This window comes from Dyadobacter psychrotolerans (assembly GCF_004349265.1).
GTDB lineage: Bacteria > Bacteroidota > Bacteroidia > Cytophagales > Spirosomataceae > Dyadobacter > Dyadobacter psychrotolerans.
Genome location: NZ_SMFL01000032.1, coordinates 1 through 11,617, shown reverse-complemented (window position 1 = coordinate 11,617; position 11,617 = coordinate 1). Strand labels below are relative to the sequence as shown.

Annotated in this window: 14 protein-coding genes and 1 rRNA gene; 6 read left to right on the top strand and 9 right to left on the bottom strand. The window is 42.6% G+C overall.

Going from position 1 to position 11,617, the window contains the following annotated elements; genetic code table 11:
* Window positions 1-227, bottom strand: a 227-nt coding sequence (tnpA, locus tag E0F88_RS33375) for an IS66 family insertion sequence element accessory protein TnpA (protein ID WP_131959853.1), incomplete at its 3' end; no start/stop codon positions are given.
* 68 nt (window positions 228-295) lie between these two features.
* Complete coding sequence (locus E0F88_RS33370; protein WP_131963112.1) at window positions 296-436, bottom strand: universal stress protein; 141 nt, start codon at window positions 434-436, stop codon at window positions 296-298.
* Window positions 437-629: 193 nt separating this feature from the next.
* Here E0F88_RS33370 and E0F88_RS33365 point away from each other — a divergent pair, with 193 nt between their 5' ends.
* The 5 genes from E0F88_RS33365 (at window position 630) to arsB (ending at window position 3,670) form a co-directional block, all read left to right on the top strand.
* Complete coding sequence (locus E0F88_RS33365; RefSeq protein ID WP_131963116.1) at window positions 630-956, top strand: ArsR/SmtB family transcription factor; 327 nt, start codon at window positions 630-632, stop codon at window positions 954-956.
* A gap of 76 nt (window positions 957-1,032) precedes the next feature.
* The gene (locus tag E0F88_RS33360) at window positions 1,033-1,614 is read left to right on the top strand and encodes a DUF6428 family protein (RefSeq protein ID WP_229213992.1); all 582 of its coding nucleotides are present in this window, start codon (window positions 1,033-1,035) and stop codon (window positions 1,612-1,614) included.
* 22 nt (window positions 1,615-1,636) lie between these two features.
* Complete coding sequence (locus E0F88_RS33355) at window positions 1,637-2,134, top strand: GNAT family N-acetyltransferase (RefSeq protein ID WP_131963110.1); 498 nt, start codon at window positions 1,637-1,639, stop codon at window positions 2,132-2,134.
* A gap of 8 nt (window positions 2,135-2,142) precedes the next feature.
* Window positions 2,143-2,556 carry an arsenate reductase ArsC gene (locus E0F88_RS33350; RefSeq protein ID WP_131963108.1) on the top strand — a complete coding sequence of 138 codons (414 nt, stop codon included), beginning with the start codon at window positions 2,143-2,145 and terminating at the stop codon, window positions 2,554-2,556.
* Window position 2,557: 1 nt separating this feature from the next.
* Window positions 2,558-3,670, top strand: coding sequence for an ACR3 family arsenite efflux transporter (arsB, locus tag E0F88_RS33345; protein ID WP_131963106.1), 1,113 nt, complete (start codon window positions 2,558-2,560; stop codon window positions 3,668-3,670).
* Between the two features lie 510 nt (window positions 3,671-4,180).
* On the opposite strand, the gene E0F88_RS33340 is transcribed toward arsB, so the two are convergent.
* The 7 genes from E0F88_RS33340 to E0F88_RS33310 all read right to left on the bottom strand — a co-directional run bounded on the left by E0F88_RS33340 (window position 4,181) and on the right by E0F88_RS33310 (window position 10,713).
* Window positions 4,181-4,735: a transposase gene (locus E0F88_RS33340; protein ID WP_131963104.1), complete on the bottom strand. Its 555-nt coding sequence runs from the start codon at window positions 4,733-4,735 to the stop codon at window positions 4,181-4,183.
* A 122-nt stretch (window positions 4,736-4,857) separates the two neighbouring features.
* On the bottom strand, window positions 4,858-5,562 hold the full coding sequence (locus E0F88_RS33335) for a transposase (RefSeq protein ID WP_131963102.1): 705 nt from the start codon (window positions 5,560-5,562) through the stop codon (window positions 4,858-4,860).
* 305 nt (window positions 5,563-5,867) lie between these two features.
* Window positions 5,868-6,173 (bottom strand): putative quinol monooxygenase, encoded by a 306-nt coding sequence (locus tag E0F88_RS33330; RefSeq protein ID WP_131963100.1) that lies wholly within the window; start codon window positions 6,171-6,173, stop codon window positions 5,868-5,870.
* Window positions 6,174-6,236: 63 nt separating this feature from the next.
* Complete coding sequence (locus E0F88_RS33325; protein ID WP_131963098.1) at window positions 6,237-6,911, bottom strand: type 1 glutamine amidotransferase domain-containing protein; 675 nt, start codon at window positions 6,909-6,911, stop codon at window positions 6,237-6,239.
* Window positions 6,912-7,061: 150 nt separating this feature from the next.
* Window positions 7,062-7,625 carry a Crp/Fnr family transcriptional regulator gene (locus tag E0F88_RS33320; RefSeq protein WP_131963096.1) on the bottom strand — a complete coding sequence of 188 codons (564 nt, stop codon included), beginning with the start codon at window positions 7,623-7,625 and terminating at the stop codon, window positions 7,062-7,064.
* A 15-nt stretch (window positions 7,626-7,640) separates the two neighbouring features.
* A complete protein-coding gene (locus E0F88_RS33315) occupies window positions 7,641-7,844 on the bottom strand; it encodes an ArsR family transcriptional regulator (RefSeq protein WP_131963094.1) in 204 nt (67 codons plus the stop codon).
* A gap of 274 nt (window positions 7,845-8,118) precedes the next feature.
* Window positions 8,119-10,713 carry a carbohydrate-binding domain-containing protein gene (locus E0F88_RS33310; protein ID WP_131963092.1) on the bottom strand — a complete coding sequence of 865 codons (2,595 nt, stop codon included), beginning with the start codon at window positions 10,711-10,713 and terminating at the stop codon, window positions 8,119-8,121.
* Window positions 10,714-11,332: 619 nt separating this feature from the next.
* On the opposite strand from E0F88_RS33310, the gene E0F88_RS33305 reads away from it, so the two are divergent.
* Window positions 11,333-11,617: ribosomal RNA gene (locus E0F88_RS33305) — 16S ribosomal RNA — on the top strand; the annotation flags it as partial.

Sequence of the window (11,617 nt, the reverse complement as noted above, 5' to 3'; positions counted from 1 at the left end):
TTTGGGTAGACAATCTGGCAAGAATCATTTGATGCGGATTGTTGGCCTGATATCTGAACAAAGCCACCTACCTTTTCGACAGGCAACCGCGCGGCCAACTTTTCTTTTCCCGCCCAGTAACCAAATTTGGCTACCGTGATGCCATGTGGCTTGCAAAATTCACTCTGGGTTAGCCCACTTTTACGCCATTCCCTTACTAATTTGAACATCTCTTCCGACTGATCCATTTTGATTGGTTTTTAAGTCAAAAGTAAAAACCACGTTTCTCTTAAGAAATATGTGGTTCATAGGATGCTTACCTGTAATCTGCTATATATGGCTGGTAAGCATACATAAGCAACAACTTTGCGCCTGATTTGCCTGCAATTTGTTTAGCCGCTTCCAGCGCTTTGTCGGCGTTTTTGGAAAAATCTGTGGGTACCAGAATCGTTTTCATGATCAAAGGTTAGTTAAAACAGCGTAGAATTTTTGCTTGTACAAATCTGGAAAATGTAATTGCAAACGAAAATGATGAAGATCATTCTATGCCCTAAGATTGATTAGGGATCGTACTGTAAACACTGTATAAATGGAATAAAAATATTCATCGTATTATTGCAATGAATAAAATTGTTTTTTACCTTTGGCGCATGGGAGTAACAAAGACACAGGTGTTTACGGACAGGCAGAACCGTATTGCTGATTTAGCCAAAGCGCTGGCACACCCTGCGAGGGTTGCAATTATCCAGCATTTATTGAAAGTGAATTCATGCGTTTGCGGTGATCTTGTGGAAGTTCTGCCACTGTCACAGGCCACTGTTTCACAGCATTTAAAAGAACTGAAACAGATTGGCATTATACATGGAGAGATCAATCCGCCACGGGTTTGTTATTGTATCAATGAAACGGTATGGCAAGAGGCAAAAGCTATTTTTGGTGACTTATTTGAAACAATGGTAGCGGCCAAATGTTGTTGAACTAGTCGTTGACAGAAATATTATTATTTTTAATTCTTCACTTTGAATTCTTAATTTTAACTATCGTAACATAGCAATGAATATTTTAAATCCGATGAACTGGCAGTCCTTCAAAAGTACACTTTTGGCAAATCCGGATAAGGTACTTCAATTTCAATATGCCGAAGGACAATTTGTCGATGCATCGTACCATATCACTGAAATTAAACTAGCCCCGATCGTTTCTGTAGACTGTGGTGGCGTAATGAATAGCTGGACGGAAGTGATTGTGCAGCTTTATGAACCATCTGTTTCTGAAACAGATCGTGCGATGAAGGTAAGTAAGGCGTTGTCTATTATTAATGTGGTAGAAAAAATGCTTCCTTTAAATCCCGACGCAACTGTCAAAATTGAATTTGGCAATTCTAGATTCGATACCCGGCAGATGTACCCAGGCGAGTTTTTGACAGAAGGTGACGCTTTTACGGTAAATCTGGTTCCTGACTTTACACAATGCAAGGCACTGGCAAGAAATGGTAGCTGTGGCACACTTAAGCCAAACACTGGCTCATCTTGTTGTGGCCTCGTCGATGCTGTGGTAATAACCGAAACAGAAGAACCTGAACTCGTTGGCACAGAAGAGTCTTCCTGTTGCTCACCTGGTGGTGGATGCTGCTAATTGTTTTAAAACCAGACATAATATGATCACAACACGACTATTAGAGCCCAAAGACTGGCCAGCTGTCCGTGAAATTTATGCCCAGGGCATTGCCACTGGTGACGCCACTTTGGAAACAAGCCCCCCGGAATGGGAAGCCTGGGACCAGTCGCATGTTTCCAGCCTCAGATATGTAGCGGTTAACGATTTGGATGAAATTACCGGCTGGGCCGCATTGACCCCGGTTTCAGGCAGGTGTGTGTATGCAGGTGTTGCTGAAGTGAGTGTTTACATCGGCAGCAATTTCAGAGGGCAGAAAATAGGAGACCTGCTGCTGAAGCACCTGATCGAACAAAGTGAGCAGAGCGGATATTGGACATTGCAAGCCGGTATTTTTTCGGAAAATATCGCCAGCATGAACCTTCACCAAAAAAACGGGTTCCGGATGATCGGATACCGTGAAAATATTGGGAAGATGAAGGGTGTATGGCGCAGTGTCAACCTTTTGGAAAGAAGAAGTAAGGTAATAGGAATTAATTAAACGTATCAATGAAAAAGGTATTAGTGCTTTGCACCGGCAACAGCTGCCGGAGCCAGATAGCCGAAGGCTATCTTAGAAAATTTGCCGGCAATAAAGCCATCGTATATAGTGCAGGGGTTGAGACCCATGGCGTCAACCCCAAAGCTATCTCCATTATGGCCGAAGATGGTGTTGATATCTCTAATCACACATCGAACAATATCAACGAGTACACAGACATTGACATTGATTTTGTGATTACCGTCTGTGATAACGCCAAAGAGCGCTGTCCCTATTTTCCAACTAACGCAAAGAAATTCCATCACAACTTTCCTGATCCGGGCAAAGCTACGGGTAGTGAGGAGCAAATAACAGACCAGTTCCGTACGGTGCGTGAAATGATCAAAGCGTACAGTCAAAACTTCGTTAAAGAAAACCTTTAAAATGGTTCCTTCAAACAAATTCGCTCCTGCGGCCGGAGCGCCGGCCGCAAGTCGTAAGAAGCTAAGCTTTCTGGACCGTTACTTAACATTATGGATTTTTCTGGCAATGGGCATTGGGGTTGGCCTTGGAAATTTTATCCCCTCATTGCCTGATTATATCGATGCCTTTTCCAGCGGCACAACCGCGGGACGAACCCTAAATATCCCGCTTGCATTCGGCCTGATCCTGATGATGTACCCGCCCCTGGCCAAAGTGAAATACAGCAAAATGGGGGACGTGTTCCGCAATACAAAAGTGATGAGCGTTTCCCTTATTCTGAACTGGGTAATCGGACCGGTACTGATGTTTATTCTAGCTATTGTATTTCTGCCAAACCATCCTGACTATATGATCGGGCTGATCCTGATCGGTCTTGCCCGGTGCATTGCTATGGTTCTGGTCTGGAATGAACTGGCAGATGGGAGTCGTGAATATGCAGCCGGTCTTGTGGCGCTTAACAGTGTGTTTCAAATACTGCTTTACAGCTTTTATGCTTATTTTTTTATCACTGTACTACCGCCATTGGTAGGAATGAAAGGTCTGGAGATAGATATTACCATTTCAGAAATTGCAGTAAGCGTAGGTGTTTACTTAGGAATACCCTTTACTGCCGGAGTGCTTAGCCGGTTTGGATTGACTGCTTTGAAAGGCGAAGTTTGGTATGAAACCAGATTCATTCCGATGATATCACCGATCACATTGATAGCGCTTCTAGCTACAATTATGCTCATGTTTAGTTTGAAGGGAGAATTGATTGTTCAGCTTCCGGGCGATGTACTTTTAATCGCCTTGCCACTGGTAATCTATTTTGCCATCATGTTTCTGGTCAGCTTTTTTCTGGCTAAATTCCTGGGTGCCGATTATGCACAAAATGCATCGATCTCCTTCACTGCCGCGGGCAACAATTTTGAACTCGCTATTGCCGTGGCGATCGGTGTATTCGGGATCAATTCCGGACAGGCATTTGTCGGTGTGATCGGTCCGCTTGTAGAAGTTCCGGCATTGATTGCCCTGGTGAACGTGGCCTTTTGGCTTAGGGATAAATATTACAAAACGAGAACTTCCCATGTATGAAATCGTCTTTTTTTAGACATCCATGCTAATCTGCCTGCTTTCGAGGCAGTTTTCTCGAACATCCGGAAGACTTGATCTACAAGAGTTTCAAGCAAGTCCCAAGAAGGCACAAATAGTTGACGCATCTCAGGCATAACTCAAATCTCCAGCACCGAATTTTTAAAACAGGTATTTTCAAAAAGGTGATTGCATCTTGACACTTTAAAGAATTGAGAATCGAACAGATTTTCAATTACTTTTATCTACAATAGAGGAATGAAAGCAAGAACGGATCCAATTGCAACAAAGAATCTAAGGTTGGCTTGCGAGTTTAACAAGATGCGATTATCTCTGTATCACACATTAGCCGACATTAAAGTATTTACTTCTCCTAGGAGCCCGTCGGACTTACCTTTTTCTAATTTTCTTTTTAAGATTTACAAGGTGGAACTCTACAGCTCTGTTAAGTGGCTCCTTGCATATTTAACAGTTGTACTTTCAATGGTTCAGTAATGATTGTTAGTGCTTAATTCAAGCGAATGATAGCTTGAAGAGCCTTTTTAGATTATATGCCAAGCACACCAAAGACCATTCATTGTCTGTCTGTGATACTCCCCTTGATGAAAATTGCCGGAACCCTAAAACGCTTTTGATTATGCCGAAAACTGGTTCGACCGTTTGCTTTCGGTTTTTGTAAATGGCCTTATATTCAGGGAGTTTCAAACGCATCCTCATTTGCTCAATCGCTGTCATACTTTGCTGCGGTGGCTCATTATCATTAGAATCAGCGCGATTGGGTTCCCGGTTTAAGATATTTTCCAGATAGCTATTATGCTGCTCTCTGGATGTGGCGATAACAGCTATGATACCTTCTGGAACTTTGGAAGCATTATTTTGGCTAAAATAACCCGTATCTGCCACAGCAGCTGATATTGAACCTAATTCTGTCGGTACAGAAGCTATACCAGGCAAAAATTCAGACTTGTCATTGCCATGCTCATTGCTATAGGCCCCGACAATAATCATATCTTCATTAACAGCAACTTGTGCGTTATAACATTGACTAAACCCTGAACGGGTCTTCATAATCCGGGATTCCGGGTCAGTGAAATTATACTGATCCGCTTCATTGGGCTTATTTTCCGGTTCTTTCAGGCCTTTCCCTCTAAGCTTCTTACCGGTTTTGTCTTCTTTTTCGCTACGTGCTTTTATCCTTTGTCATATTCTTCTTTCTCTTGTCTATAACGCTCAGTCGCCCGCGCTTCGACTATGGCCTTAGCCTGTTTAATCTTCTCTAAGCGATCTTCACGCCGCCTCAGTTCGGCAGGAACGTCCATTTTTTCTGGCTTCTCAGTTTCATCCGTGCTGGATGCAATCGCAAGGAGTTTACTTATTTCCAATTCTAACTGTTCTTCCAGACGCTTCATATATTCAAAGCTCATCGCCTTATGCTTGCTGGCGTTTGCTTGGATTTTAGTACCGTCCAAATACACATTCCCCAATTTCACAAGACCTAACTCTTTACCAATGAGTAATATACCTTTAAACCAACCTTTGATTTCGCCCAGGAATCGTTTACGAAATCCTGCAATCATATCATGGTCAGGATGTTGGTTACCGGCTATAAAGCGAAAAGCTACCGAATCATAGGCGGTCCGCCGCGCGGTTGCTGGCTCTATCTTCCTTGAACTAAATACGCCTGTTGAATAGCCATAAAATATCAAAGCTAGAAGCAATTTTGGATCATAAGCAGCAGTGCCAGTACGACGGTATTGTACATAAATCCTTGAAAAATCTAGCTTATCTACGATCTCAATAGTAAATCGCGCTAAATGGTCCTGTGGTAACCATTCCTCCAGATCATAAGGCATAAATGTCATTTGCCCGCGGTTGGCTCCTATAAAATGTTTCATGATCTGAAGATAACAAATTATGTTTAAATGTTCAAGTCCGACAGGCTCCCAGGAAGGTTTTAGTAAAGGACATATTGACCGGAGGGACGAATTCGGGACTGAAGATTTAAGCGGAACGATACGATATGTTTTTCAATAGTATACGTGTGGGTTTCGAATCCCTGAACTCCACTGATGTTGTTTCGGACTTCCGAAGCGGCATTTTTTTGTAGAATGCGCAGGGTTTCTCTGTTCTAAAACAGCAGGGGCGAACAAAGTAGTGCCCTGAATTGGAACTAGTGATTTATCCGCCCCCGCCGTAATCATTACGCCGACAAAATCTTATTCGTAATTTCTACCTCTCTTTTTGCCAGAAGAGGTACAATTTGACCAACTACAACATCCTGGAAGTGAGCTGAACTTTTGTGAGCATTCAGCGATTCTTCGTCATTATATCCCTCATATAAAAAAAGGATGTTTGAATCTCCAAGACTCTGATGGATTTTATAAAACAAATTTCCTTCTTCATTCTCACTCTTTCTGATCAGTTCGGGAAGCAGGTTGAGTACCGATTGTAACTGACCTTCTTTAACCTGCCATTTGGCAAATATATAAACAGCTTTCTTTTCCATTTTTGAAATAAATCTTAATAAATGTGAAGTAAAAATTCCTGGATACTTCCTGGGATTAAGCAATTAGACAGCTTCCAGAATAGCAACGATTTTTTCACCAACACCTTTTGCCGAAGCAGGATTCTGCCCGGTTACAAGTTTGCCATCAGCTATACTGTTTTCAGACCATGGCTCTGCCGCATGGAAAATCGCTCCCTGTCCGGATAATGCGGTTTGAAGATCAAAAGGAACGTCTGGTCTGGCATAGTTGTCCTCCTCTTCGGCGGTGAATGATGAAATATTTTTGCCATCAATTAAATAGGAACCATCACTTAATTTCACGTTTAAAAGCGAAACAGGTCCATGACAAACTGCACCGACTACCGCGCCGCGTTCATAGGTTTCAGCAATTACTTTTTTCAACAAAGGGTTTTCAGACATATCTACCATAGGCGCAAGTCCGCCAGGTACAAAAATCGCATCATATGAATTGACATCAATGGACTCCAGTTTTTTAGCCTTTTGCATATCTGCCCAGCCTTTGCCAGTTAAGAATTTTAAATTTGCAGGATCGTCTGCCAGGTTCAACGCATCCAGATACGGTGTGTCGCCGGACAAACTGGCAAAATCCACCTGGTAATCTGCTCTTTCAAATTCAGAGTAAGGATGTGCCACTTCAGGCAAAAATGTTCCGGTTCTTCTGTTAAACGGTCCGATTGAGTTGGCGTTGGAGACGATGATCAAGATTTTCCTTTCCATGATTTTTTAGTTTTAGAAGTTAGAAAATGTCTTTTGTATGACTAATTATTGTAAGCCAAAATTACCATCCTGAGGTGCGTGGAAGAAGGAGCCTAGTCACAAAAAAAGTGTGATCAGAATCACACTTGAAAGTCAATTTTTCCTGCTCTGCTATTTGGAATAGAGCCTGCTGAGTGTTTCGCGGCTAACTCCGAGATACTCAGCAATTACTTTTTTCGGGAGCCGCTGCAAGAGATTCGGGTAAAGTTTTGAGAATGCTTCGTAGCGTTGATGAGGTGTGCTTGACAGTAGCAGCTTAATTCTCTGCTGCTGGGCAACGTAGCCATTCGTAAGTTTGATACGAAAAAAGTGCTCCATCTGATGAAGTTCAGAAGATAGTTTCTCCCGCGTATGAAGGGTGGAAAACAAAACTTCTCCTTCTTCAACGCATTCGATGTACATGGTGGCTACCTGTTGTTTGAAAAAGGCCTGATAATCCGACATCCACCAATCTTTCTGTGCAAATTGTACAATAAATTCCTTGCCCTGCGCATCGGCATAAAAAACCTTGTAGATTCCTGACAATACCATAAATTCATACTTCACCTCATCACCCTCACTAATCAGATATTGATTTTTTCGAACACGCTTCAACGAGAAAAATGTCCTGATATATTCAAATTCTTCGTCGCTGATCCGGGCAATTTGCTCGATGTGCTCGCGTAGTTTTTCCATTAGGTATATTCGCTTTCAAATCTTTTCTGATTTGATAAGTGATAAGTCGATTCCAAATTTGGTGAATTCTTCCTGTCCTATGTCGGTGATGTAGTAATGCTTATCATCCGGATTTACCTTGGCAATCCAGCCTTTCTCAACAAAGGCTTCCAAAAGTAAATTTCCCAGTTTCCCGCCGATATGTTCAAAACAAACTTTAGCTGGTTTTATGAGAGTCATAGAGTTTTAATGTTTAATTAAGACCTGATGTACTGGTCTGGCAATAGCTATCGAAGACTTTACAAATATACTTACTTTTAAATGCAATGCCGGGAAAGCCCTGATCGCATTATCTGCTTGGTGGGTTTAATAGGTAATTGAAAACGAATATTGTTGAGATTTTGAGGTGACAAAGATGTTTTAGCTTTGAGGTAAGTAATGATTACAAGTATAAAAGCACAGACCGGAACATGGAATTATGAACCGGTCTGGACTGGAAGAATATTAAATCCTTTTAAAAAGATATCGTATTGACTGTACTGGTAGCTGATGTCGTAGGAGTAGCTTTTAAGGTTGCGCCCGAATTCGAGTAGGTTCCGCCTGTATGTAATCCCCAGCCAGCAGTGTTGCCTAAGAAACTGCCACCGCTGTAACTCCCGCCAAAGTATATCTTATAAGCTGCACTTTTAGCTAAACCCGGAGCCGAGAAATGGAAATATGCAGAAGAACTCTTAGGCTTAAAGGTGACCAATTCTTTTCCGGAAGCATCTTCAATATGAATAACCGAAGTTGTTGCCACCTGAGCACTCGATTTAATAAACAAACCAACCTGAGCAGAGGCCGCTCCCATTGCTTTTGTCATATTATTGCTGGGCTCCGCACCTATCAGGGTTCCTCCATTAACCAGGAAGTTACCGTTCACATCGATATCTTCGTTGCCATTTGCAATAACGATTCCCCCTTTTATGGTAAAATTACCGTTGCTATCGATAGCATCTGAACCCGTAGCTATTAATACACCTCCGTTTACCGTCAGACTGCTGTTGTCGTTCGATTCAGTTCCGCCGGAAACAGTGCCATAAGAGGTATTGATACCGTCGTTTGTAGCGGTTAAATTCGTTATGCCGCCATTTATTGTAATGAAGATTGACTCCATAGCTTCATATGATTTCGTTACGGTTATATTACCGTCATTTACCGTAATCGAAGCGTCGGACTTTAAGCCATCATCGGTTGCCGAAATGGTTAAGTCGCCGTTGTTCATGATGAAGGCACCGTCGCTTTTAAAACCTTTTGCATCACTGGTTAGCGCACTGCTGTATGTATAGTTTGTACCGGAAACCGTAATAAGAGTTGAGCCTCCACTCACAGTTGCCGTACCATCCACAGTAATTCCTTTCCCACCTGTTCCGGTGCTTGTAATGGTTAAACTCCCGCCTTTAATGGCTAAATTTTTATCGCAATTTATACCAGCCGGAGCTGCAATATCCGCATCGGCCGTCACATAATATGCAGCTCCTGAAACCGATATCTTTATCGTACCGGCAGTTAATGTGAAGTCACCACCCGTTTTGATGCCCTTTGATCCTTTGCCGCTTACGGCCAGGGTTACTGCATCAGCAGTGCCAATGGTGGTATATCCTTCGCTCTTAATGGCATTTCCTTTTTCACCGGTAGTCGTTATGTTTATTTTTCCTCCCTTGATTAAAATATATGGCGTAATTGTAGCGTCTGTGCCTTCATATGAAGTTTTTATACCATCTCCCACACTATTGACCGAGAATGTACCCCCGTTGATGGCTACATAACCTTCTTCAGCCTCAACGCCGTCACCCAATGCGGTAATGGTGACAGTTCCGCTATCCATCATAAAATAATCATTAGCGTGGATGCCATCTTTTGCTGCCGATTTTATATTGACAGTTGCTTCGCTCACATAAATATAATCGTCGGCTACCAGCGCATGTTTATTATTTCCTGTTACGTTTAACGTCCCGGTACCCATGAAACTGAGTTGGCCTTCGCTAAAAAAAGTACCCTTCTGATCTTCGGTGCTCGTGGCATAGGTAACTCCATCTACTAAGGTATTGGTCGTGCCGTTCATCACATGAATGGTTCCTTTCTTACCAGACTGACTATTGATGGCAGGGCCAGAGCTATTGGTCAGGCTTAGTCCTTTTAACGTAATGTTGTACTTGTATTCACTATAGATCTTAAAACTTCCTTTTGTGGCCGTACCCGACAGCAGATAGACAATTTCTCTGGTTGTGTTTTTTGAAGTCACAGTCACATCAGCTCCGCTCACTGCAACAGTTACGCCTGCATCCTGAAATGCATTACTGATACTAGCCGTTGTACCCGAATAGGCAATCACAACAGTGTCTTTAGCTGCCGAGGCCGTTGACGAAGCGGTTACTACTACAGTAAGGGTGTAGGTTTGACCGCCCAAACTTAGATTAAATGTAGCAGTACCCACTGAGGTGGGTGTACCAGAAATAATATAAACCAAGTTTCCCGTACCACTGGCTAGTGTTCCAGCTGTCAGAGTGGCGGTTAAACCTTCAACACCAGTTGAGGTGGCCGTCGAAGCCTCATACGTCCCGCCATTTCCGCCCGTGTATGCCAACGTAGCATTACCCGAATAATTAACGCCGTTTATTCCATTGGCCGGAGTAGTCGTAGAAGTTAAACTTGAAATACTGGCTTTAGAAACAACTACCGGCAGTGACAGGTCACAGGATTGTCCGCCCAAACTTATTGTAAAACTGGCAGTTCCTGCGGTTGCAGGCGTACCGGTAATAACATAAGTAGCCGTACCACTTCCATTAGATAATGTACCTGCCGATAAGGTAGCCGTTAATCCCGTTATACCTGATGAGGCAACCGGAGTTCCTTCGTCATAAGCAACGCCATTGCCGCCTGTATAAGGTACACTGGCTTCGCCGGTAAAAGAGCTCCCGCTGGTAGCTGCAGCCGAAAATGTGGTAGTTGCACAATTAAGCGCAGAAATATTTGCGACATTCATTTCTATGTCCTTATCCTTACACGACAGGAATATTGAAGCAATGGTTAGAAATGTAGCTATTATAGGAAGAACCCGACTATTCATATTATATGTCCTGAGAATATCTTGTTGACTGATAAAACGATATACGAGTTTCCAATAAAGAATGTTGCATAAGCTGAAAAGTTAGATGTCCTGGCTTGGACCATCGCGGCTGATCGCAGCTTCCCAGATGATTATTGGTAGCAGGGTGAAGGCATTGTAGATTACGAAAGTATTTACATAGGATCAGCAATGATATATTGTCCATATACTTTAGATGATTAAGGTCGCTACAAACAGGAAATGGCAAATGTGGTCATCCATATAAAAGATAAACAATAGCTAGACTTACAGATTCGGGTTAATTTGATGTTCAGGAAACTCAGTTTGAGTGCGCAGACAAAAAATGCATTTTTATTTTTGGCGTTATCGATTTGGTTTATAGACGATTAGAAAAATATGTTAAAAAACTTTCAAAATACTTTCCTTGAACATTTGCAATCTAAAAATAAATGCTGCACTTTTGCACTCCCAATCGGGGACAACGGCAGCGAAAACGATCGCCGCCACTAGTTCTGAGAAGAATCAGAGCAGAGTTCTTTGACATGATGAAGAGAGCAAGAAGATATTTGTTTAAGAAGATTCGATCCTATTTTTCGGAATAGAGATCACAACAAAATTTACAATGGAGAGTTTGATCCTGGCTCAGGATGAACGCTAGCGGCAGGCTTAATACATGCAAGGCGAGGGGGCAGCAATGTCACCGTCGTACGGGTGCGTAACGCGTATGCAACCTACCTTCAACTGGGGGATAGCCCGGGGAAACCCGGATTAATACCGCATGATACATTTGGTTCTCATGGACTGATTTGTTAAAGATTTATTGGTTGAAGATGGGCATGCGTTCGATTAGCTAGTTGGTGCGGGTAACGGCCTACCAAGGCTACGATCGATAGGGGAGCTGAGA